At 66.8% G+C, this 22224-nt stretch carries 19 protein-coding genes; 10 read left to right on the top strand and 9 right to left on the bottom strand.

Annotated elements, in window-relative coordinates; translation table 11 throughout:
• The first annotated feature begins 107 nt into the window (after positions 1–107).
• Positions 108–1910, top strand: a complete 1803-nt coding sequence (locus HT102_RS02505) for a penicillin-binding transpeptidase domain-containing protein (protein WP_225443062.1) — start codon at positions 108–110, stop codon at positions 1908–1910.
• A gap of 266 nt (positions 1911–2176) precedes the next feature.
• Positions 2177–2515 (top strand): DUF4333 domain-containing protein, encoded by a 339-nt coding sequence (locus tag HT102_RS02500; protein WP_192037808.1) that lies wholly within the window; start codon positions 2177–2179, stop codon positions 2513–2515.
• On the opposite strand, the gene HT102_RS02495 is transcribed toward HT102_RS02500, so the two are convergent.
• The gene (locus tag HT102_RS02495; RefSeq protein WP_192037807.1) at positions 2512–2829 is read right to left on the bottom strand and encodes a hypothetical protein; all 318 of its coding nucleotides are present in this window, start codon (positions 2827–2829) and stop codon (positions 2512–2514) included. The genes HT102_RS02500 and HT102_RS02495 overlap by 4 nt on opposite strands.
• A 134-nt stretch (positions 2830–2963) precedes the next feature.
• Here HT102_RS02495 and HT102_RS02490 point away from each other — a divergent pair, with 134 nt between their 5' ends.
• The 3 genes from HT102_RS02490 to dxs all read left to right on the top strand — a co-directional run bounded on the left by HT102_RS02490 (position 2964) and on the right by dxs (position 7056).
• Positions 2964–3605, top strand: coding sequence for a DUF3159 domain-containing protein (locus tag HT102_RS02490; protein WP_192037806.1), 642 nt, complete (start codon positions 2964–2966; stop codon positions 3603–3605).
• Positions 3602–4969 (top strand): class I SAM-dependent RNA methyltransferase, encoded by a 1368-nt coding sequence (locus HT102_RS02485; RefSeq protein WP_192037805.1) that lies wholly within the window; start codon positions 3602–3604, stop codon positions 4967–4969. Before HT102_RS02490 ends, HT102_RS02485 begins: the two co-directional genes overlap by 4 nt.
• 116 nt (positions 4970–5085) lie before the next feature.
• Positions 5086–7056: a 1-deoxy-D-xylulose-5-phosphate synthase gene (dxs, locus tag HT102_RS02480; protein WP_192037804.1), complete on the top strand. Its 1971-nt coding sequence runs from the start codon at positions 5086–5088 to the stop codon at positions 7054–7056.
• Positions 7057–7079: 23 nt separating this feature from the next.
• Here dxs and HT102_RS02475 read toward each other — a convergent pair whose 3' ends face one another.
• Genes HT102_RS02475 through HT102_RS02465 form a run of 3 tightly spaced genes read right to left on the bottom strand, consistent with a single transcriptional unit; the run spans position 7080 to position 9307 of the window.
• A complete protein-coding gene (locus HT102_RS02475; RefSeq protein ID WP_192037803.1) occupies positions 7080–7376 on the bottom strand; it encodes a hypothetical protein in 297 nt (98 codons plus the stop codon).
• The gene (locus HT102_RS02470; RefSeq protein ID WP_192037802.1) at positions 7373–8650 is read right to left on the bottom strand and encodes an HRDC domain-containing protein; all 1278 of its coding nucleotides are present in this window, start codon (positions 8648–8650) and stop codon (positions 7373–7375) included. The genes HT102_RS02475 and HT102_RS02470 overlap by 4 nt, the downstream gene beginning before the upstream one ends.
• 60 nt (positions 8651–8710) lie before the next feature.
• A complete protein-coding gene (locus HT102_RS02465) occupies positions 8711–9307 on the bottom strand; it encodes a DUF3000 domain-containing protein (protein ID WP_333473243.1) in 597 nt (198 codons plus the stop codon).
• 179 nt (positions 9308–9486) lie between these two features.
• Between HT102_RS02465 and hemE the strand changes: the two genes are divergently transcribed.
• The 3 genes from hemE to hemQ are packed head-to-tail and all read left to right on the top strand — an operon-like array spanning position 9487 to position 12637.
• Positions 9487–10566, top strand: coding sequence for a uroporphyrinogen decarboxylase (gene hemE / locus HT102_RS02460; protein ID WP_192037800.1), 1080 nt, complete (start codon positions 9487–9489; stop codon positions 10564–10566).
• Entirely contained in the window at positions 10566–11936 is a 1371-nt protein-coding gene (locus tag HT102_RS02455; protein WP_192037799.1) for a protoporphyrinogen oxidase, read from the top strand. The genes hemE and HT102_RS02455 overlap by 1 nt, the downstream gene beginning before the upstream one ends.
• A 5-nt stretch (positions 11937–11941) precedes the next feature.
• Entirely contained in the window at positions 11942–12637 is a 696-nt protein-coding gene (hemQ, locus tag HT102_RS02450) for a hydrogen peroxide-dependent heme synthase (protein WP_192037798.1), read from the top strand.
• Positions 12638–12762: 125 nt separating this feature from the next.
• Here the strand turns inward: hemQ and msrB are convergent, their stop codons facing one another.
• The 4 genes from msrB to HT102_RS02430 all read right to left on the bottom strand — a co-directional run bounded on the left by msrB (position 12763) and on the right by HT102_RS02430 (position 17697).
• Positions 12763–13185 carry a peptide-methionine (R)-S-oxide reductase MsrB gene (msrB, locus tag HT102_RS02445; protein WP_192037797.1) on the bottom strand — a complete coding sequence of 141 codons (423 nt, stop codon included), beginning with the start codon at positions 13183–13185 and terminating at the stop codon, positions 12763–12765.
• 45 nt (positions 13186–13230) lie between these two features.
• Complete coding sequence (locus HT102_RS02440; RefSeq protein WP_333473242.1) at positions 13231–14520, bottom strand: beta-propeller fold lactonase family protein; 1290 nt, start codon at positions 14518–14520, stop codon at positions 13231–13233.
• Between the two features lie 147 nt (positions 14521–14667).
• Entirely contained in the window at positions 14668–15990 is a 1323-nt protein-coding gene (locus HT102_RS02435) for a beta-propeller fold lactonase family protein (RefSeq protein WP_192037795.1), read from the bottom strand.
• 195 nt (positions 15991–16185) lie between these two features.
• Positions 16186–17697: a flavin-containing monooxygenase gene (locus HT102_RS02430; RefSeq protein ID WP_225443060.1), complete on the bottom strand. Its 1512-nt coding sequence runs from the start codon at positions 17695–17697 to the stop codon at positions 16186–16188.
• A gap of 193 nt (positions 17698–17890) precedes the next feature.
• Between HT102_RS02430 and HT102_RS02425 the strand changes: the two genes are divergently transcribed.
• Both HT102_RS02425 and HT102_RS02420 read left to right on the top strand, forming a co-directional pair.
• On the top strand, positions 17891–18514 hold the full coding sequence (locus tag HT102_RS02425; RefSeq protein ID WP_192037793.1) for a DUF6636 domain-containing protein: 624 nt from the start codon (positions 17891–17893) through the stop codon (positions 18512–18514).
• A gap of 1209 nt (positions 18515–19723) precedes the next feature.
• Positions 19724–20593: a hypothetical protein gene (locus HT102_RS02420; protein ID WP_192037792.1), complete on the top strand. Its 870-nt coding sequence runs from the start codon at positions 19724–19726 to the stop codon at positions 20591–20593.
• A gap of 379 nt (positions 20594–20972) precedes the next feature.
• Here the strand turns inward: HT102_RS02420 and HT102_RS02415 are convergent, their stop codons facing one another.
• Complete coding sequence (locus tag HT102_RS02415) at positions 20973–22208, bottom strand: glycosyltransferase family 87 protein (RefSeq protein ID WP_192038017.1); 1236 nt, start codon at positions 22206–22208, stop codon at positions 20973–20975.
• Positions 22209–22224 lie beyond the last annotated feature (16 nt).

Genomic DNA, 22224 nt, shown 5'->3' with positions numbered 1-22224 from the left:
TACGCGGACATCCGCGCGGGCGCGCAACGCTGAGAGACGCTACCGGAATTCCGGGGAGGATGGCGATCGAGGTCGACAGCAGCGCTGCGACGTGCTGCTATTGATCCATGCCAGCAGAGCCGATGAAGGCGCGACGACGCTGGGCGCCGGTGGTGCCGCTGATCGCCGCAACCGCCATGCTCGTGACGTCGTGCGGACTGTTCACCGATGAGAAGGCCGAGGCGCTCGAGGCATTCGCGGAGGCGCTCGGCACCGGGGACGCGGCGGCGGCAGCGGCGTTGACCACCGATCCGGCTGCGGCGGAGCAGGCGCTGCGAGCGAGCCTCGACGGGATGAGCGCCGAGTCGCTGCGAGCCAGCATCGAGGTCGCGGACGGGGCGGGTGCCCTTGTCACGGTGTGGGACCTCGCCGATGGGCGCGTCGTCACTACCGAGGGCGAGGCGACCGCTGTCGACACCCCGGCGGGCGCGCGCATCGACTGGTCTCCTGCCGTCCTCGACTCCCGCCTGGCGGCAGGGGGTCGCCTGCTGTACTCCGATGTGCTTGACCTCGACACCCCCATCGTTGATCGTTCCGGCGAGCCCGTGATGACCTGGCAGCCCGTCACGGTTGTCTCGATCGACCGGGAGGCCGCCGAGACGTCGGGAACCGAGGATGTCGCAGCCCGGGTGGCGGCCCTGGTCAGTCCGGTGGTGCCCTCGATCACGGCGGGATCGATCGCCGACGGGCTCGCGGATGCTGCGGGCAACTACGTCGTGGTGACCCGGCGGGACGAGGACATCGCGCCAGTGCGGGAGGCTCTCGCTGGCGTCGACGGCGTGGGGCTTGCCGATCAGGCCCGGCTGCTCACCGCCCGCCGTGGCATGGCCTCCCCGGCATACCAGGGGTTGCCGGAGGCCTGGGAGCAGATCCTGGAGCGGGACAGCGGATGGTCGGTGACGATCGACAATCCCGACGAGACGATCCAGGTGGCCGGAGAGGATCCCGCCGAGGTACCCGAGATCGCCACGACCCTTGACCTCGCCGTGCAGCAGGCCGCCCAGGACGCGGTGGAAAGCAGCGGATTGCCGTCCATGATCGTCGCGCTCGAGCCCGGTACGGGCGAGGTGCTCGCCGTTGCGCAGAACCAGTCAGCGAGCGCCGAGGGGCCGGTCGCCCTCACGGGACTGTACGCGCCAGGCTCCACGTTCAAGATCGTCACCACCTCGGCGGCATTGGCGGCGGGCATCACCGAGCCCAGCGAGGTGCTGCCGTGCCCCGGCATCGCGACTATCGAGGGCCGCACCATCCCCAATGACGAGGAGTTCGACCTGGGCGAGGTTCCGTTGCGCACCGCGTTCGCCCGATCCTGCAACACGACGCAGGCGATGCTCGCCGTGGCGCTCGCTCCCGATGCGCTGACCAGCACGGCCCGATCGCTGGGCCTGGGAGTTGATCTCGGGATCCCCGGCCTGACCACCATCACCGGCAGCGTTCCCGTCACCGAGGGCGGCCCGGCGCGCGTGGAGGCCGCGATCGGGCAGGGAGAGGTGCTCGCGAGCCCCTTCGGCATGGCACTCGCGGTGGCGTCGCTGAGCAACGATGGCCAGATGGTGGTGCCTTCCTTGATCGACGGCGAGACCACGACCAGCGATAGCACCCCGACGCGCCTCGAGCCAGGGGTGGCGGAGGCGATCCGCGACATGATGCGCGAGACCGTGCGCAGCGGAACAGCGACAGCGCTCGCGGACATCGCCGGGCTCGGGGGCAAGACCGGGACCGCCGAGGTCGCGGGAGCGCCGGCGAATGGGTGGTTCATCGGGCTGACCGAAGACATCGCGTTCGCGACGCTGGTGGTGGGGGCGGACTCCTCGGCGCCGGCCGTCGCGATGTCGGGCAGCTTCCTGCGAGCGGTGCCGACGGTCCCGTGAGCCACTGGGAAGCCACGGCGCGACACGGGCACCCCCAATGTCCAACAGGTTAACGAGACGGCTGTAGGGTTAACGACGCGAGGCCCCCGAGGTTGATCACGCTCCCTCGGGGGCCTCAGGCCAATTCTTGAGCGAATGCGCGTCTCGCGCGCTGGGCCCGATCGGGCTTGCGAGCACCGCCGGACCCTGCCGAATCGTTGGCCCGCACGGCCCAGCTGCGTGTGCAAGACTGATCACGGCTGATCGCCCGATTCGGAGGAAGCGTCATGACTCGATCTCGTATTGCGACCACTCGTGTGGCCGCTGGCCTGGCATCGCTCGTGGCGCTCGGCGCCCTCACCGCCTGCTCCGGCAGCCTGAGCATCGGCGGCAAGGTCGTTGACCAGGAGGAAGTGGCCAGCCAGATCAGCGCGGAGCTCGCTACCCAGGTGGGTCGCGAGCCGGAGCTCGTGGAGTGCCCGGATGACCTCGACGCGGAGGTGGGCGCCACGCTAACCTGCACCCTCACAGACGACGGTGACCTCTACGATGTGCTCGTAGAGGTCACCGAGGTCAATGGCGATGATGTGCTGTTCGACTTCGAGGTCGAGCAGCGTCCCAGCTAGTCGCCGGAGTTCGTGTTGGGGTCGAGGTCGGCCTCGCGGATGGGGGTATCCCCGTTGTTCTCGACAGCGCACAGCGCCGTCACCGCTACCATCGCGGCGTCCACGGCTAGCGCTGCTGGCTCGGAATCGCTGCCGGACTGCTCCTGGACGTAGGTGGAGATCGTCTCGCGCTGCTCCTCCTGCGACTGCTCGGCGAACTCCGAGCAGGTGGTATCGCCTCCTGAGTTGCCCGCGCATCCGGCGATCGCTAGGACTGGGGCAGCGGCACCCGCGATGAGAAGCGTGCGCAGGCGGCGGTTGAGCTTGAGGGTCATGTTCTTCCCCGTTCTCGGCGATGGTCGTGGGCTATGTCGATTTGCAGTATGCCCGGATTGCCGTCGCTACAAACATCGTTTGGCGCGAGAGGCGGCAGATAGGACGCGCGCTGCATCTATGGCACCCTTCTAGGGTGATGGAAGAGCAGCGGCAATCGCGCATGGAGCAACTCGGTGGCGCGAGCGGACTAGTCCAGTCGACGGTGCCGATCGTGGTCTTCATCGTCGTGAACACCATCGCGGGCCTCACGGTCGCGCTGTGGGTGGCGCTCGCGGCGGCGGGGGCCGTGCTCGCCTGGCGCCTCGCGCGCCGGGACCAGATCCAGCCTGCTATCTCGGGATTCATTGGCGTGGGCATCGCCGCGTTCATCGCGCACCGCACGGGCGAGGCCCGGGGATTCTTCCTCTTCGGCATCTACACCAACCTGGCCTATGGGTCGGTGTTCGCCCTGTCGCTGCTGCTGCGATGGCCGCTGGTGGGTGTGATCTGGAGCTTCCTGAGCGAGAAGGGCACGCAGTGGCGGCGCAGCAAGGCCGCGCGGCGCTACTACGACCTCGCGACCGGGGCGTGGGTGCTGGTGTTCGCTGCCCGCTACCTGGTTCAGGCCCACTTGTATGACACGGACCAGACGGGCTGGCTCGCGTTCGCGCGGCTGTCCATGGGGTGGCCGCTCGCGGCCCTGGCATTCGTGGTGACGGTGCTTGCTGTGCGGCGCGCCGATCGCGTCCTCGAGCAGGAGGCATCCCTTGATGATGAGCAAAGGACGGAAACATGACGCGCCGATCCGGGCCGGGCGGCCAGGGCAGCGACCACGACCAGCGACGCGAGCCGCGTGACCCCGGCTGGGTGGGCCGCGAGGTGGATGTGGTGCTTGGCGATCCTGCCCACGGCGGTTTCTGCGTCGCGCGGCACGAGGGGCGCGTGGTGTTCGTGCGCCACGGCATCCCGGGCGAGCGCGTGCTGGCACGGGTGACCGAGGACCGGGGTGGCGGATACTGCTTCGCTGTTGTGACTGAGGTGATCGAGGCCTCGGAGCACCGGGTGGAGCCCCTGTGCCCCGTGGCGACGGGCAGCGAGGGGGATGCCGCGTCGAGCAATGGCGCTGGCTGCTGCGACCTGTCCCACATGGATGCCGCAGCGCAGCGGGACTGGAAGGCGCGCGTGGTCGAGGGCCAGTTGCGCCGCATCGCCCATATCGAGCGTGCTGTGCGAGTGGAATCGCTGCATGAGGACGGCGAGCCGGAGCTTACTGGCTGGCGCACCAGGGTGCGCTTGGCGGTGGACCGGGAGGGCAACGCCGGCTACCGCCGGTACCGGGGCAGCGAGGTGGTCGCGGACCTGCGGTGCCCGCAGGCGATGGCCGGGCTGCTCGACGGGATCGGCGATCGCGGGTGGCGCCCGGGCTGCGAGCTCCTGGTGGTCGCTGACTCGTCCGGCCAGCGGCACATCGTGGAGACGGTCACCGCCCCCGACTCGCGGGGCCGGGCGAGCGGGTCGCAGGGCGGCTCCCGTCAACGTGCTGCGTCGCGGCGGGCACGCGCGGCGCACCGGAGCGAGGTCCGCATCCTCGAGGGCTCCGGCGACACTGCCCAGGTGGTAGGCGATGCGGCATGGGAACTGCCGGCGACAGGATTCTGGCAGGCGCACCGGCACGCGGCCGAGCGGTACAGCGCCGTGGTGCGGGAGTGGAGCACGGCGGGTCCTGGCGACGTCGCGTGGGACCTCTACAGCGGCGCGGGCGTGTTCGCGCATGTCCTTGCTGGCCAGGTCGGCCCCGGCGGACGGGTGGAGGCCGTGGAGGCGGACGCGCGTGCCGTCGCCGCGGGGGAGCAGGCGCTCGCCGGGCTGCCCCAGGTCCGCTTCCACGCCATGCCCACGGCGCGCGCGCTCCCGGAGCTCGCGGAGCGCCCCACCGTCGTGGTGCTGGATCCGCCACGGGCGGGCGCGGGCCGCGAGGTGATCGAGCGGGTCGCTGCCGCGGGGCCGGACCGGATCATCCACATCGGGTGCGATCCCGCCGCGTTCGCGCGGGATTGCGCGTTGTACGCCGAGCAAGGCTACGAGCTCGCGGACCTGCGCGTGCTCGATGCATTCCCGCTGACCCACCACATGGAATGCGTGGCGCTGCTGCAGCGATGACGTGGCAATCCCGGCTATCGAATGGAACCGCGGGGTGGAATCCGTAGACTAGGAGGAACCGTGGCCGCGAGGGCGGCCCCGGAAAGCGGATGCCACAAGACGAATGGAGTGTCTCGTTGGGGCTTCTCGATCGTGTGCGAACACCCAGTGATCTGCGGGACCTCAACCAGGGCGAGCTCGTCGCCCTGTCCCGGGAGATCCGGGAGTTCCTCGTGCGGAAGGTAGCGGCGACCGGAGGTCATCTCGGGCCGAATCTCGGCGTGGTCGAGCTGACGCTAGCGATGCACCGGGTCTTCGCCTCCCCGCATGATGCGATCCTGTTCGATACGGGGCACCAGGCGTACGTGCACAAGATCGTCACGGGCCGGGCGGACCAGTTCGATACGCTGCGCAAGCGCGGCGGCCTCTCGGGTTACCCGTGCCGCGCGGAGAGCGAGCATGACTTGGTGGAGTCCTCGCATGCCTCCGCGGCCTTGTCCTACGCCGATGGGTTGTCCAAGGCGTTCGAGCTTTCCGGCGGCCCCGTGCGGCATGTCGTCGCGATCGTGGGCGATGGCGCGCTGACCGGCGGCATGTGCTGGGAGGCGCTGAACAATATCGCGAGCGCCAACCGGCCTGTGGTGATCATCGTCAATGACAACGGCCGCTCCTACGCCCCGACTATCGGGGGGCTCGCCGAGCATCTCGCGGCGCTGCGCCTGCATTCCGGGTACGAGAAGGTCCTCGACAGCAGCCGCAAGGCGATCAAGGGGATCCCGCTCGTGGGTGATACTGCCTACGCGATGTTGCACGGGATGAAGGCCGGGATCAAGGACGCGGTGAGCCCGCAGACGATGTTCTCCGATCTGGGCGTGAAGTACCTCGGCCCCGTCGATGGCCATGACCTCCACGCCATGGAGGCATCCCTGCGGCTCGCGAAGGACTTCGGTGGTCCGGTGATCGTGCACGCGGTGACGAGCAAGGGGCGGGGCTACCGGCCCGCCGAGACGCACGAGGCGGACCAGATGCACGCGACCGGGGTGATCGATCCGTTGACCGGCGCGGCCATGAGCAAGCCGATCGTCGACTGGACGTCCGTGTTCTCCGACGAGCTGATCCAGCGCGCCCGCGAGCGCCAGGACATCGTCGCGATCACCGCAGCGATGGCGGGACCGACCGGCCTGGCGGCATTCGGCAAGTGCTACCCCGATCGCATGTTCGATGTCGGCATCGCCGAGCAGCATGCCGTGACCTCGGCCGCCGGCCTCGCCATGGGCGGCATGCATCCGGTGGTGGCGGTCTACTCGACGTTCCTCAACCGCGCGTTCGACCAGCTGCTCATGGACGTCGCGCTGCTGGGCCAGCCCGTGACGCTCGTCCTCGATCGCGCAGGTATCACCGGCTCCGATGGCGCCAGCCACAACGGGATGTGGGACTTGTCGCTGCTCGGCATCATCCCCGGCATGCGCGTCGCGGCCCCGCGTGACGCCGCGACGTTGCGCGAGGAACTGGGCGAGGCGTTGCTCGTCCACGACGGCCCGACCGCGCTGCGCTTCCCCAAGGGCCCGGTTGGCGACGCCATCCCCGCGGCGGAGCGACTCCGGGATGGCGTCGACGTGCTGCTTGGGTCCTCGCGCGAGCCCGCGGATGTGCTGCTCGTGGCAGTGGGGCCCTTCGCCGCGCTCGCCCTCGAGGCCGTGTCTCTGCTCCGCGGCCAGGGCATCACCGCTACGGTCGTCGATCCGCGATGGGTGCTGCCGGTGCCGGCGAGCATCGTGCAGCTCGCGACCCGGCACAGGCTCGTGGTCTCGCTGGAGGATTCCGGGGTGCACGGCGGGGCGGGCGCCGCGCTTGCCGCTGCGTTGCGCGCCGCCGAGGTGGATACGCGATTCCGCGAGATCGGTGTGCCGCAGCGCTTCCTCGACCATGCGTCGCGCAGCGAGATCCTTGCCGAGCTGGGCCTCGCGGCGCAGGACGTCTCCCGGCAGGTGACGGGCTGGATCGCGCGCGAGGAGCCAGTGGCGCTGCGCAACGGCTATGCCGACGATGCGCCCGCCGCAGCGGTCCATGAGTTGAACGCCAAGGCATCCGGCGCGCCCGGAGCCTGAGATCAGCCGCGCCGGGTGGCGGCCTACCCCTCGATCGACCGGATCGGGTCGCTGTCGCGGGCAAAGGTCGTGCAGTATCCGACGATGATCACGCGTGTCGTGGCGATCTCGAGATTGATCGGTTCGTTGCCCTCGCGCTCCTCGAGGTAGACGCGGATGGTCTCGCGCTGCGCCTCCTCGTCCTGGCTGAGGAAGTCAGCGCACGTTGTATCGCCGCCGCGGTTGCCGAGGATCCCGCCGGAGCAGGCCGCTGCCGGGCCAAGGGCAACGAGCGCGGCGCAGCATGCGGCCACCGAGCGAGCCAACTGGGGGCGTGTCACGGGGTTCCCACTTCCTTGTCCTCCGGCGGGAACGCCGCCTGGAGTGCTTTCTCGATGGGCTCGGCCACCAGTTCTGCCTGCCAGTCCCGAGCACCACCAGCGATCAGTGCACTTCGGACACTAGCGACATCGAGCGGCTCGGGTGGGTCGAACGCGAGCTGGCGCACGAGATCGGACGGCAGCAGGTTCTCCACCGGCACCGCGTGCGTGGTGCTCATCGCGGTGAGGGCCTCGCGCATGGCGGTGTAGCGCTGCGCGGCATCCGTGCCCGTGCGCGGCCGCGGGGTGCCGCCGCGGCCGCTGGCGTCACCCGGCAGCCGGGTGGGGGGCAGCTCGCTCGCCGGGACGGCCCGGGCACGCTGGATCGCGGCGAACCAGGACGAGGCGCGGCGCCGTTGCCGGGGACCGTTGAAGCTGCGGAGCCCGAGGAGCTCCGCGACCGTTGCTGGTTGCTCGTTCGCGGCGGCGACCAGTGCCGCATCGGGAAGGAGCCGCTTGGGAGCGATGTCGGCTCCGGCGGCGATCCGGTCGCGCTGCAGCCACAGCTCGCGGACGATGGCGAGGCCCCGGCGGTCGCGCACGGTGTGAATGTTGGTGGTGCGCCGCCACCGCTGCGGATTGGGTGGCGCGGGCTCGCGGGTGCGCACGTGCTCGAACTCCTGCGCCGCCCAGCTTGCCTTGCCTTGCTCGGCGAGCTCGTCGCCGAGGATGTCACGCAGCTCGATGAGGATCTCGACGTCGAGCGCGGCGTAGTTGAGCCAGGGCGCGGGCAGGGGGCGGCGCGACCAGTCGTCGGAACCGTGGCCCTTGGCGAGGCTGAGGCCGAGGAGCCGCTCGGTGACCGCAGCGAGGCCGACCCGCTCGAAGCCGGCGAGCCTGCTCGCGAGCTCGGTGTCGAAGAGTCGCGCTGGCCGGAGGCCAAGCTCGGCGAGGCCCGGGAGGTCCTGGTCCGCGGCGTGGAGGATCCACTCGAGCGGATTGATGACCTCGGCGAGATCATCGAACTCGCCTTCGAGGCCGATCGGGTCGATGAGGATCGTTCCCGAGCCCGCGCGGCGCAGTTGCACCAGGTAGGCGCGGGCGGAGTAGCGGTATGAGGAGGCGCGCTCGGCATCGACGGCGAGGGGCCCGCTGCCGGAGGCCAGCGCCTCGACCGCGGCGGCGAGAGCATCCGGGGTGGATACCAGCGTGGGCGCGCCGTCGCGGGGCGCGAGCAGGGGGACGGGTGGCGATGTGTCGGGTTCGGGGGGATTGTCGCCCAGTGATGCGCCCATGGATGGCAAGGCTACGCGATCACCGCGTGGGGCGGACGGCATGCGCGGCCCGGGCCGTGATCATGCGGTGGGGAAGCGGTTGCTGATGGACGTGATACCGACCGGGGGCAGTCCGGCCGCGTACTCGAGCACCTCGCAGAATGCCTCGACCTGGGGCTTGATCATCAACGTTTGCGACGTCCAGGAGGCGCGCATCTCCAGCTGGTGTGCCTTCGGGGGCCCGGCGATCTCGCCGAACCGGACCGATGTGGTCGCGGTGATGGTGCCGCCGAGCGCCACGTACTCGGCCGTGCGGCCCTCGAGCGCGTCGTGCAGCCAGCTCCACGCCACCTCGGGCAGCAGCGAGTCCTCGGCGAGCGCGGCATCCACGTCGGCCTGGATGTAGGCCACGAGCCGGAGCGTGCCCTGCCAGGCCTCATCGCCCTGCGGATCGTAGAGCAGGATGAGCCGACCGAAGGCGTCGCCATCGGAGTACTCCCCGACGGGCTCGCTGGCCGAGTGCTTGATCTCCGCGCCGAGCGCGTAGCTGAACGGCGCGAGCCGCTGGGGCGGCCGGATGGGGCCCAGCTTGATCTCTGGGCGCACGGCCGCGCTTGTCATGGATTCGACCGCAGTGCGGAACGGTTCCGGTTCGCTTGGTGGCCCTTGAGTCGTCACGAATCGGACGGTATCGGTGACACGCCGGCACAACGCGGAGGCGCGCCGTTGCTCGTGACGGTCTGAAACCGTTCTGTGCTGAGATGAATGCCTGGGAAGCATGATTCGCGCCACGTGCCGACGATCTCGCTCCGATGTGGCACCGGGCACGACGCGAGCCGTGGGAGGATGGAGGCATCATGAGTGACTCACTGCCGAGGTTGGCGGGCGCGACCCGCCGCCGCCTGCTCCCCGCTGCCCCGTTCCTCGCCGCCGCCACTGGTTCCCGCCCGAGCCAGCGCCCCGTGTGGTTCATGCGCCAGGCAGGCCGTTCCCTCCCCGAGTACCGCGAGCTCCGCAAGGGCATCGGGATGCTCGAGTCCTGCTTCCGGCCCGAGCTTGTCGCGGAGATCACCCTGCAACCGGTGCGCCGTCACGGAGTGGATGCCGCGATCCTGTTCTCCGACATCGTGGTGCCGCTCAAGGCTGCCGGGGTGGATCTCGACATCGTTGCTGGCCGCGGCCCCGTCGTGCAGAACCCGTTGCGCACGGCCGCGGACATCGCCGCTCTCCCGCGCCTGCGGCCGGAGGAGGTCGGCGCGGTCTCCGATGCGATCGGGCTGCTCGTCAACGAGCTCGGCGATACCCCGCTGATCGGTTTCGCCGGTGCCCCGTTCACCCTCGCCTCGTACCTCGTGGAGGGCGGCCCGAGCCGCAACCACGAGCACACCAAGGCGCTGATGCATAGCGATCCCGAATCCTGGCACGCGTTGCTCGGCAAGCTCGCCGACATCGCCATCGTCTTCCTGCAGGCGCAGGTCCGCGCCGGGGTCGATGCGATCCAGCTCTTCGATTCCTGGGCAGGCGCGTTGTCGCTCGCGGACTACCGCCGGTTCGTCCTGCCCCACTCGAGCCGCATCCTCGATGAGCTCGCCTCCACCGGCGTGCCCCGCATCCACTTCGGGGTGGGCACCGGCGAGTTGCTCGGCGCGATGAGCGAGGCCGGGCCGGACGTGGTGGGCGTGGACTTCCGCGTCCCGCTCGACGAGGCCGTGCGACGGATCGGTCCCGGCAAGGCGATCCAGGGCAACCTCGATCCCGCGGTACTGTTCGCGGACTGGGCGACGATCGAGCGGGAGGTGCGGCGCATCATCCGCGAGGCCGATGCCGCGAAGCAAGCCGGTGCGACCGGGCACATCTTCAACCTCGGCCACGGCGTGCTGCCCGATACCGACCCGACCGTGATCACCCGGGTCGTCGAGCTGGTGCACTCGCTCTGATGGTCGGCTCGCCACGTGCTCTCGTGCTCGGCGCGGGCATCTCCGGGCTCCTCGCCGCCTACCGCTTGCGTCAGCAGCTCGGCGATGCCGCCACGATCGTGGTCGCGGACCCTGAACCTGGTAGCGGCGGCAAGCTCCGCACCGGGGAGGTCGGGCAGTCCGGGGGACCGGTGGAGCTGGGCGCGGAGGCATTCGTGCGCCGCCGGCCCGAGGTGACGAGCCTCGCGGCGGAGCTCGGCATCGCTGAACAGCTCGTCCACCCGTCCGGGTTGCGCCCCGCGATCTGGGCCGGGCATGAGCTCCACCCCATGCCGGCGGGCACGTTCATGGGCATTCCCCTGGGCCCCGAGGCCCTCGAAGGCCTCGTTGATGACACGACGCTTGCCCGCATCGCCGCCGAGCCGGGCCTGCCCCTGGACTGGAAGCCTGGCCAGGATGCCAGCCTCGGGCAGCTCCTCGCTGAGCGCTTCGGCCCCCGCGTGGTCCAGCGATCCGTGGATCCCCTGATGGCGGGCGTCTACGGCGGCGGTACCGAGCACATCGGCGTGCGGGCAGCCACGCCCGAGCTCGCTGCCGCGCTCGATCGCGGGGCCACCAGCATCACCGCCGCCGCCCGCTCGGCCCTGCGACCCGGACCGGCAGGACCGGTGTTCGCCACCTTCCGCGACGGCTATCGCATCCTCATCGACGCTCTCGAGCGTGCGGCCCGCGCTGAGCGAACGCAGGACTTCCTCGACCGGCCCCTGCGCGCGGACGGCCGAGGATGGGACGCAGGAGTGCTGGGGCACGCCGATATCGTCGTCATCGCCACGCCTGCGCACGCTGCTGGCCGGCTGCTCGCGCAGGCAGCCCCGGAAGCATCCCACGAGCTAGCCCGCATCCAGCACGCATCCGCGGCGCTGGTCACCCTCGACCTGCCGCTCGACGCCGGGATCCCGCAGCACTCCGGCGTGCTCGTCGCCACCGGAGAGGAGCTTGCCGCGAAGGCATTCACCTTCACCAGCCGCAAGTGGACCCACCAGGCGCACCGCAACCTCGTGCGCGTCTCCCTCGGACGGTTCGGAGATGATCCCGGCACCAGCATCCTCGACCAGCCAGATGCGCGGATCATCGACATCGCTCGCGCCGACCTGAGCACCGTCACCGGAGTGGCCGAAGAACCGCTCGCCACGCGCGTGCAGCGCTGGCGGGACGGGCTGCCCCAGTACGAGCCAGGCCATGCCGAGCGCGTGACCACCATCGAGCAGGCCGTCGCGCCCATGCCCGGCCTCGCGCTCGCCGGGGCCTACCTCCATGGCGTGGGCGTCCCCGCCTGCATCGCCACCGCCGACGCCGCCGTCGCGCAAGCACTCTCGGGCGTGGCAGGATAGGGCGCATGGCACGGCTCGATTACAAGGCGCTCAACGACACCATCCGCTACCTCATGTTTTCCGTGTACCGGGTGGAGCCCGGCCTCCTCGGCGAGGACCGTGAGGCCGCGCGCGCGGACCTGCAGCGCTACCTCGATGACCTCGACCAGCGGGGCGTGATCGTCCGTGGCCTCTACGACGTCTCGGGCTTGCGCGCGGACGCCGACTTCATGATCTGGACGCACGCCGAGACCATCGAGCAGCTGCAAGCCGCTTACCAGGACTTCCGGCGCACCACGATCCTCGGGCGCGCGAGCAGCCCCGTATGGAGCGTCGCAGCCCTGCACCGGCCCGCCGAGTTCAACAAGAGCCACATCCCCGCGTTCATCGCCGGAGAGGACCCCGGCAACTACATCTGCGTCTACCCCTTCGTGCGCTCCTACGATTGGTACCTGCTGCCCGACGCCGAGCGCCGCACCATGCTCGCCGATCACGGCAAGGCTGCCCGGGGCTATCCCGACGTGCGCGCGAACACCGTGAGCTCGTTCGCCCTCGGCGACTACGAGTGGATCCTCGCCTTCGAGGCGCCCGAGCTGCACCGCATCGTCGATCTCATGCGTGACCTGCGCGCCACCGAGGCGCGGCTGCACGTGCGCGAGGAGATCCCCTTCTACCCCGGTCCGCGCGTGGAGCCCGAGGCATTGGTGCGGGCGCTGCCCTGACGCTGCGCGCTGGCACGAGGTGGCCGCGCCTCGATTGCCGCGTTGTGTGCGGTTTTGCACCCTCGCACGGCCGCGGGAGGGTGCCAACGGTAACGCTTCCGGGGCTGAGCCCGGCGCGTGCGCGGTTACTCCGTGGGCCGCAACCGCAGGCAAACCGAGTTTATGCAGTACCGCTGGTCGGTGGGCGTGGGATAGCCCTCGCCCTCGAACACATGCCCCAGGTGGCTATGGCAGTTGCGGCACACTACCTCCACGCGGCGCGTGAACAGCGAGCGGTCCTCCCGCAGCAGGACCGCATCCGAGTCGGCCGGATCGAAGAACGACGGCCAGCCGCAGTGCGAGGAGAACTTCTCGCTGCTGCGGAACAACTCCGCCCCGCACGCCCGGCACTCGTAGATGCCCTCGGTGGTGGTGTCGGTGTACTCGCCGGTGAACGGGCGCTCCGTCCCGGCCTGCCGCAGTACCGCGTACTCGATGGATGACAACTTCTTCCGCCACTCGGCATCAGCAAGCTCGAAGCGCGGCGGTGGCAATTGATCAGAACCCATGCCACAACGCTAATAGGTTTTCCGGTCCCGTGCCGCTAGCGGGGCCTAGCTGCCCGAGGACCCTGTAGACCCACAGATCGAGCCGGAGCACTCGGCGGGGGCGATCTCGATCACCACGTTGGTGGTGGCGTCTGGGGTGATGCCGTTCGACGCCGTGACGGTGATGGGGAAGGTCCCGGTCTCGGTGGGGGTGCCCGACAAGGTGCCATCGGAGTTGAGGCTCAGCCCGGCGGGCAGCGGGTCGGCGGTGGTGACAGCAGGTTCCGGGGAGCCCGAGACAGTGAAGGCGAAGGTGTAGGGCTCGCCTGGTGTTCCGGCGGAGGGTGCGCCGGTGATGGTTGGGGCAACGTCGATCGCGATGACCGATACTGAGTCGTCGATCGAGTTGGCGACGTACGCGCGGGTGCCGTCGAGGGAGATAGCCACTCCGACCGGGAAGTTGCCCACGGTGATGGTGTCGACGAGGGTGTTGCTAGCTGTGTCGATCACCCTCACCGAGCCAGTGAAGATGCCGGTAACGAAGACGCGAGCGCCGTCGGGCGTGATCGCCACTTCGGCCAAGGATGAACCGACGGTGATCGTGTCGATGACAGAATCCGTGGCTGTGCCGATCACCGATACTGAGCCACTCTGGTTGGTGGTGTAGGCGCGGGTTCCATCGGGGGTGATGGCCACCCCACGCGGGCCGGTGCCGACGGTGACGGTGTCGGTGACAGCGTTGTTGGCTGTGTCGATCACTGACACGCTATTGCCGCCGAGGTTGGTGACGTAGGCGCGGGTGCCGTCAGGCGTGATTGCCACACCGATCGGGGGGCTGCCGACGGTGACGGTATCGGTGACGGCGTTGGTGGCGGGATTGATCACCGACACCGTGCCATCGTTCGCGTGGGTGACGTACGCCTGGGTGCCGTCAGGCGTGATCGCCACCGCAGCCGGGCCGTCGCCGACGGTGATGGTGCCGGTGACGGCGTTGGTGGCGGTGTTGATCACCGACACCGTGTCGTCCAGCCTGTTGGTGACGTAAGCCTGGGCGCCGTCAGGCGTGATCGCCACCGCAGCCGGGCCGTCGCCGACCGTGATGGTGCGGGTGACGGCGTTGGTGGCGGTGTTGATCACCGACACCGTGTCGCTGTTTTGGTCGGTGGTGTAGACGAAGGCGCCGTCGGGGGTGATGGCCAGCCCGGTCGGGCCGTCGCCGACGGTGATGGTGTCGATCACGGTGTCTGCGGCGGCGGAGGCTGGCAGCGCCGCAGCGAGGGCAACGATGACCGTCGGGACGATCGTTCGGGCGGCGATGAGCCACCGGTTTCGGGGCTTGCCTGTGGTTGCTGGCACTGGCGATCCTTGCATAGGGGGCTGGCTCGCCCTGCCGTGAAACGGACAGTGGTGCGGGGGCTGATGCTGCCATGGCAGCACCAAGATCGTGGGGACAACGCATGAAACGAGCTCGCAGCGCTCCGGGGCGCCCACGTCAGGAATGGCCTAGCTGCCCAATGATCCCGGTGGCAGGCAGATCGAGCCGATGCACAGTTGCGGCGCGATCTCGATCACGACGTTGAGGGTGTCGTCGGGGGCGATCGCGTTGGTGGCGGTGACAGTGATCGGGAACGAGCCACTTTCGGTGGGGGTGCCCGAGATCGTGCCGTCGCCGGCGAGTGCTAGCCCGGCGGGCAGTGGGTCGGAGGTAAAGACCATCGGTTCAGGAAGTCCGGTGGTGGTGAAGGTGAAGCTGTAGGGCAGCCCGACGGTGCCGGCGGGGGGAGTGCCGGCGATCGTCGGCGCAACCTCGATGGTGATCATCGACACCGTGTACTGGATCTGGTTGGCGACGTAGACGCGGGTGCCGTCGGGGGTGATCGCCAACCCGATCGGGGTGTTGCCGACTCCGACGGTCTGGATAACGGTGTTGGTGGCGGTGTCGATCACTGAGACCGAGCTACTGAAGATCCGGGTGGCGTAGACGCGGGTGCCATCAGGAGTGACCGCCACCCCGAACAGGGCGGCTCCGACGGAGATCGTGTCAATCACGGCGTTGGTCGCGGTGTCGATCACCGAAACCGAACCGCTTTGGTTGGCGACGTAGGCGCGGGTGCCGTCGGCAGTGATGGCCACAGTGTTCGGATTGTTGTCGACTCCGATGGTGGTAACGACGGTGTTGGTGGCGGTGTCGATCACCGACACCGAGGCGCCATTGAAGTTGGCGACGTAGGCGCGGGCGCCGTTGGGGGTGATCGCCACCCCGCGCGGCACGGAGCCGACAGGGATGGGGTCGCCGACAACAGTGTTGGTGGCGGTGTCGATCACCAGCACCACCCCACCGTTCGAGTGCGTGACGTAGGCACGGGTGCCGTCAGGGGAGATTGCAATATCGCTCTGGGGGACGCCGACGGCGATGCTGTCGATGACGGTGTTGGTGGTGGTGTCGATCACCCACACCGAGTTGCTAGGGCTAGTAGAGACCGTTGTGACGTAGGCGCGGGTGCCGTCGGGGGTGATGGCCACCTCGAACGGACCGCTGCCGCCGATGGGGACGGTGGCGACCACACTGTTGGTGGCGGTGTCGATCACCGACACTGAGGGCCCAATCTGGTTGGTGACATATGCGCGGGTGCCGTCGGGGGGGATCGCCACTGATCGCGGCAAGTCGCCGACGGGGATCGTGGCGGTGACAGTGTCCGCGGAGGCCGGCAGCACGGCGAACGCCAGGGCAGTGGCAAGGGCGAGCAGCAGTGTGACCGCCCGCGGCCACCGGTTCCGTGGCCCGCGGCCAGGCTTGGGTGTGGTGGTGGAGATGGTCACGATCATGGCCCCTGTTCTCCTGCACGTGATCCGGGCCTGGGATCCTTCTCGACGGGAGTGCCCGGTGCTGCCCGCAGTCCTTCCGTGCATCACACCATTCGCTGCGGTTGCCGGTGTTTCGCTGGGGAGAACGAGACCAAAGCGAGACGAACGCGACTGCGGGGGTGACCCGATCTCGGGCCACCCCCGCAGTCGCGGTGCTCAGCTTGCAGCCGGGAGCGAGTCCTCGCGCTTCTTGTGCACGACGAAGTCGGACACGTTGACCTTCCTCGTGCGGGCCTTGTACTGGAAGGTGTAGCCGGGCCAGATGGTGCGGTTCACGCCCTGTGCGTCGAGGTACCAGCTCTTGCAGCCACCCGTTGACCAAACGCCGGCAGCGAGCTTCTCCTGGATCTCGTCGTTGAAGGCGCGCTGCGCCGCGACGGTGACTTCGACGGCGGAATCGCGCTGGTTGGCGATGCGCATGGCTTCCAGGATGTAGCCGATCTGCTGCTCGATCATGAACACCACGGAGTTGTGGCCAAGCCCGGTATTGGGGCCGAGCAGGAAGAACGCGTTGGGGAACCCGTTGACGGTGATGCCGAGATGGGTCTTCATGCCCTTGTCACGCCACTGCTCGCCAAGGTTCAGGCCGTCGCGCCCGATTATGTCGACGCTGTCCATCGAATCGGTGACGTGGAAGCCGGTGCCGTAGATGATGACGTCGGCCTCGCGCTCGACACCGTCCGCACCGACGATTCCGGTCGCGGTGAAGTGCTCGATGCCGCCGGTGACCACCGTGGTGTGCTCGCGGGCGAGAGCAGGGTAGTACGTCGAGGAGCCGAGGATGCGCTTGCAGCCGATCCGGTAGTCCGGCGTCAGCTTCCTGCGAAGCTCGGGGTCCTTGATCGACCGCGCCACGTTCCACTTGCCCAGGGATTCGAGGGGCTTCATGACGTTCGCGTTGCCGTTGAGCCCGAACGCCAGCGACTCCTGGATGCTGTAGAGGCTGCCACGGATTGCTTTCCGCAGTCCGGGTACCCGGGTGATCGCGGCGCGGGCCGGGGCGGGGATCGGCACGTTGGTGCGGGGCAGCACCCACGCGGGCGTCCGTTGGTAGAGATGCAGCTCTGCCACGTCGTCGACGATCTGCGGGATGAACTGGATGGCACTCGCGCCGGTGCCGATCACCGCGACCTTCTTGCCGCGCAGGTCGACGCTGTGGTCCCAGCGCGCGGAGTGGAACGAGGTGCCCGTGAACTCCTCGTCCCCGGTGAACCGGGGGATGCTGGGGATGTGGAGAGCGCCGACGCCGGAGACGAGGAACTCCGCTTCGTAGGTGTCGCCCTCGGCTGTCGTGGCCGTCCAGGTCTGGCTGGTCTCGTTCCACTCTGCCCCAGTGAAGGTGCGGCCGAAGTGGGTGTAGCGCTGCAGGTCGTGCTTCGCCGCGACGGACTTCATGTAGTCGAAGATCTCGGGCTGCTCGGCCCACAGCTTGCTCCAGCGGGAGTTGGGCTCGAACGAGAACGAGTACATGTGCGCGGGCACGTCGCAGGCGCACCCGGGGTAGGTGTTGTCGCGCCAGGTGCCGCCGAAATCATCGGCCTTGTCGATGATGAGGAAGTCGGACTGGCCGGAGCGCAGGAGCTGGATGGCCATGCCCATGCCGGAGAATCCGGTGCCGATGATCAGGGTGCGGGTGGTGTATGTGGTTGGAGCGGTGCTGGATAGCAACGTTGGTATCCCTTCGGATGGTGTCGCGGCTCTCGCCGCGGAGTGGGCTTGCCGTCTATGGGGCGCTGCGTTGCGCCGAACAACCTCGAAGTTGTCTTGGTCAATGTGTACCGGATAGTTTGCCGTCGGGGCAATGACGGGCGTCACATGCGGCTCCGCGGGCCGGAAAAACGGTATGCGTACACTGCTCGGCATGGCGAAGAACACAATCGGTCGCGTGGCTGGGGGAGCGCTGGCGTGCATCATGCTCGTCGGATGCGCCAATGGCATGGGCGGCGACGCGGACTCCGCGGGACCCACGGCGAGCGCTGCGCCTGGAACGAATGCTGTTGACCTCCCCGCCACCAGCGAACCGGTCCAGCAGGAGGGCTCGCCGACCGAGCAGGGCACCGTTGCTGTCGCGTCCCTCGATCCGTTCACCGATGGGGAGGTCGTGAGCTTCGAATCGCCCTCGGGAAACATCCTCTGCTGGTTCGGCCCGCGCCTTGCAGGTTCCCACGGTCCGGAGGGTCGCAACTCCCCGGCGGTTGCCTGCCAGATCAAGAGCGCGGAGGAGCCCCGGCCGCCGCGCCCCGAGCATTGCGACGAGAACATCGCGTGGTACCTCTCCGCGGTGCTCCTCGACGGCGAGGCGATGAAGGGCACATGCTCCAACGGGGCCATCGCTCCAACGGGACCGTCCGCGGCGCTCGAGTACGGACAGCACCTCACCGCGCAGGGGGTGCGGTGCGCGAGCGAAGCCAGCGGGGTCACGTGTACTGACCTCGGTTCCGGCGCGGGCTTCCGCATCGCGCGCGAGGGTGTCGACCTGTTCTAGCGGGAGCGCGCTGGAAATGGTCATGATGACATCGATAGGCATGCGTAAGGCTGTCGACCAGATCCAGATTCATCGAACCTGCTAGATTCGCGTCGCGATTGTGGCCGAGGCTGCAGGGGATGGGTCGCTGAAGCGCTCGGTTAGTCATGGAGGCTAGTCTCGCCAAACTTTCGGAAGCTAAGCACCTACTGCTCCAAGCGCCCGCTATCTCCATCAGCGTGTGCGATGGAGTGTTAGTCGCACCGTTGCAGCAGGCATCATTGCTAGCCACCAACGGCAGCGTGCGGTGGACAAGCTATTGTAGTTTGGCGGTTCTTATCCTGCCGCCGAAGCGTTCACCCTCCAATCCGTGACCTATGCCACGTGATGGCCCACAGAACCTAGGTCAGGTCCGGTAGTCTGTGGAATCAGGTTGAGCTTCTGAGTTCGCCCATGTGCGCTGTGACAATCTGATGGCGACAGTGGGTTCGGATCAGGCATGAGGAGATGAATTGGATTTCACTATGTTTCGCGATCTGTTTGAACCTAGTGTTCGAGTCAATCTGGATTGGACAGCGCTAGAACTAATCAATCCGGATATTGAGATGATCCTAGAATCCAACGTCGGGAATCTTGACCCTGCGTTTACCGTCTGGTATGCAGATTCAAGCGGAAACCCATCCGAGTGGGACGGTGTAGACGCGCATCCACTTGCAATATCTGATGTCGTTGCTAACCGAGTGCGATGCAGTCCGGAAAAGCTAGCGCGTATCGACTTTCTAACGTCAGAATTCTCGAGCGCAAAAGAACCGCCGATTCTCTTGCTTCCAGTGTATAGTCTGCAAGATCGCATGCTGCTGCTAGATGGTACGCATCGGCTTGCTGCTGCGAGGATTGGAGATATCGACGCACGCGCCCTAATTATATCAGTTAAAGGGCCGATATTGCAATCGATACTGCCAGATCTCGCCCATTACGCATAAGAATAGATAGAGGCAGTATTGTTGAAGTATTCCCTTGTGGAAAGAGTCTACTCTGAGCTTCAAGCATAGTCTCAAGATTAGCCCTCAAACTGTTGCTTGACGATCATGCTGTTGTTAGCCTAAGAGAATGGGGTCCGGGATGCTTTCGTTATCAGGAATACTTTCGGCTAGCGACAAGGCTTCGCAGCGCCTCACCTATCACGTTTTGCTCCAGGTTGTCAGTGTTCTCATTCCTGGTATATGCACCATGTCCGTTCTCGTGCTTCTGCTGGTGAAGGGATTGAGCGAGGGTGCCGGCAACGGCACGGCGGTCGAGGAGACGGCAACCACCTCCACGCCGTTGGCGGATATTACAGAAGTGCTGAACTACCTCAGTGGAATAAGTGGTGCGGCGTTCATTGCGGCAGCGCTAGTTTCGCTGAGTTCCGCATATATTGTAGGTTACGCATCACGGTCGGCGGCGTTCTCCATGTTGCGCTATTACGTAGGGGTTCGTAAATTTGTAAGATGGATGGGCGCACTTATAGTTCGCAAATTGTGTGACCTGTGGAGATGGCTCAAAGTGGGGCTAAGCAACAGTAATTCAGACGGCGTCAATATAGATCCAGCAAAGTCGAAGTCGTCGACTTCCTTGGGCGAGACTAACCTGGAGGATCTGGTTCGTCTGTTTTCTGCAAGCGCTGTTAGTGATATAGTGAATTTGCACCCCGTGCTTCAGAAGTATGATTCCGACGCTTCTGGTGGTAGTAGATCGGTGGGTGGCGGGAACGAGCCAACATTGGGTTTCGATGTATTTGAGTATTGCAAATTTTGGCTCCAGAGATATTGTCCAGACATGTCGCTTCGCGCGATTGAGGTGGACATAAATGTTCTCGTTTCAGCTACTGTTCCTGTGGCGTTGACCGGTTTCTATGCTGGCAGCTATTGGAGTAATGAATTCATGCATGGACTTCTTGGGCTTATTCCTGCAATTTTGTTGCTGCGGATTGCTGCCAGGAAACAGCGCACCGAACGTTGGGGAGCCTTGCGAAACTTCGCAATGGACTATTTGATTCGGCTTGCTGCACAGTCATACCCTCCGGACATCAAGAAGTACGAATCTGGGCTAGCGTCCTGAAGTCGAATCTGCGCCACTTTTTGATGTTCGGAGGGTCTCAGTGGTGAGGCGTGGCTAGGTGAAAGTTGCAGCGGTTTTTGCGGTTAGTGGTTTAGGAAACGATCGCGCCATGAACTCCGTACGCGCGGTGGGGTTCGGGCCACTCCTTGTCAGTTTCCGGGGAGAACTGGAATTGCCCCGCGGCCCGGCGTTGCGGCCAGCCGTCATCAGATTTGGCGAGCGATGGCCAGGCGGCTAGCGGGGCAGGAGCACGTTTGCGTGCGATATTTCGAATTTCAGGGCAATCAGCTGCAGTATTGTGGTCACGAAACCTGTATCCAAATGTGCCCGCGCTATGCCTTCACGGCATGCCCTTCGCAACCGTATGGGGGATGCCCAGCTACTCCGCCACGTCAGCCTTGTCGCCGGGCCGCCCCTCCGGGTACCGGTAGCGTTCCGGGATTTTGCTGTACTCGACATCGTCGCGGATGTACGGCGGATCGAGTCCCTCGTGGAGCGTGCCGAGGCGGCGGGCGTCAAGCCAGCGGTTGATGAGCACGACGAACACCACGATGAGGATGAGCGACCAGCCGAAGGTGGTGCGGAGGAACTGCGCCGCCTCGCCGAAGTGCCGCCACGGCACCGAGTACCACATGTCGAACGTGAGGAATCCGTAGGCGGCGAGCCAGGCCGGCCAGTTGCGGACGACCGAGTTGCGCATCACCACGGTCATCAGGAGCGGGAAGATCAGCATCGAGTAGTACATCTGGCCGAGCGATCCAATGAGGAACTGCGCGGTGAGGATCACGCTGGCCGCGGTGCAGAGGAAGAACAGTTCCTCGTGGCGGTAGTAGCGGAAGAGCAGCCACAGCGAGATGAGCACGATCACGGACATTCCGCCGCGCAGCCCGAGCACTAGCCAATCCGGCAGGCCGTAGTAGACAGCATTGCCGGAGATGGCGCTGTTGAAGTAGTCGCGCGACTCCGCGAGGTAGGGAGCGGTCTCGCGGACAAAGCGCGCCGGATCCTTTGAGAGCGGCCAGGCGATGGTGAGCAGCACGATGGGTATTCCGAGGGCCCCCATGAATGGTTGCCATTGCTTCTTGAGGAAGGGGAAAACGAGAAGCGGTAGCAGGATCGGTTTGATCGCGATGGTCAGGCCCATCGGCACGCCGGCCCACCATAGGCGCCGCTCGAGGAGGAACTTGATGAACAGGACCTCGGCGAGGAAGATCAGCCCATTCATGTTGGTATAGATCAAGGTATTCGACACGGACTCGGTGCTGAACATCGCGAGCACCGTCACGGGGAACGCGACCGACCGGATGCCGAAGCCGAACAGCTTCAGCAGGTAGTACGCCGCGATCAGCACCGCGACAGCATTAATGATGATGTAGGTGCGCCGCGCGATGTCATAGTCCATGTACCCGAGCGGCGAGATCATCAGTGTTCCGCTTGGTGGATACAGGTAATGCGGATGCGTCCAGTTGAAATTGTCGAGATACACATCGCGGTTGTTGAGGAAGTTCGTCGCGGCGGTATAGATCGGCAGGAAGTCGTTGGTCACCGCACCGTTGAACGCCAGGATGATCGTCCGGTGGATCACCGTCAGGACCGCAAAGGGCCATGCCACCATCGTGATGATGCCCGCC

This window comes from Lolliginicoccus lacisalsi, assembly GCF_014841105.1.
Taxonomy (GTDB): domain Bacteria; phylum Actinomycetota; class Actinomycetes; order Mycobacteriales; family Mycobacteriaceae; genus Lolliginicoccus; species Lolliginicoccus lacisalsi.
This window is presented reverse-complemented; position numbering and strand designations above follow the sequence as displayed.

Bases quoted from the DNA above. Each gene is read 5' to 3' on its own strand.
- HT102_RS02505 (WP_225443062.1), top strand. From the start codon at position 108: ATGCCAGCAGAGCCGATGAAGGCGCGACGACGCTGGGCGCCGGTGGTG.
- HT102_RS02500 (WP_192037808.1), top strand. From the start codon at position 2,177: ATGACTCGATCTCGTATTGCGACCACTCGTGTGGCCGCTGGCCTGGCA.
- HT102_RS02495 (WP_192037807.1), bottom strand. From the start codon at position 2,829: ATGACCCTCAAGCTCAACCGCCGCCTGCGCACGCTTCTCATCGCGGGT.
- HT102_RS02485 (WP_192037805.1), top strand. From the start codon at position 3,602: ATGACGCGCCGATCCGGGCCGGGCGGCCAGGGCAGCGACCACGACCAG.
- HT102_RS02470 (WP_192037802.1), bottom strand. From the start codon at position 8,650: ATGGGCGCATCACTGGGCGACAATCCCCCCGAACCCGACACATCGCCA.
- hemE (WP_192037800.1), top strand. From the start codon at position 9,487: ATGAGTGACTCACTGCCGAGGTTGGCGGGCGCGACCCGCCGCCGCCTG.
- HT102_RS02455 (WP_192037799.1), top strand. From the start codon at position 10,566: ATGGTCGGCTCGCCACGTGCTCTCGTGCTCGGCGCGGGCATCTCCGGG.
- hemQ (WP_192037798.1), top strand. From the start codon at position 11,942: ATGGCACGGCTCGATTACAAGGCGCTCAACGACACCATCCGCTACCTC.
- msrB (WP_192037797.1), bottom strand. From the start codon at position 13,185: ATGGGTTCTGATCAATTGCCACCGCCGCGCTTCGAGCTTGCTGATGCC.
- HT102_RS02435 (WP_192037795.1), bottom strand. From the start codon at position 15,990: ATGATCGTGACCATCTCCACCACCACACCCAAGCCTGGCCGCGGGCCA.
- HT102_RS02425 (WP_192037793.1), top strand. From the start codon at position 17,891: ATGGCGAAGAACACAATCGGTCGCGTGGCTGGGGGAGCGCTGGCGTGC.
- HT102_RS02420 (WP_192037792.1), top strand. From the start codon at position 19,724: ATGTCCGTTCTCGTGCTTCTGCTGGTGAAGGGATTGAGCGAGGGTGCC.
- HT102_RS02415 (WP_192038017.1), bottom strand. From the start codon at position 22,208: ATGGTGGCATGGCCCTTTGCGGTCCTGACGGTGATCCACCGGACGATC.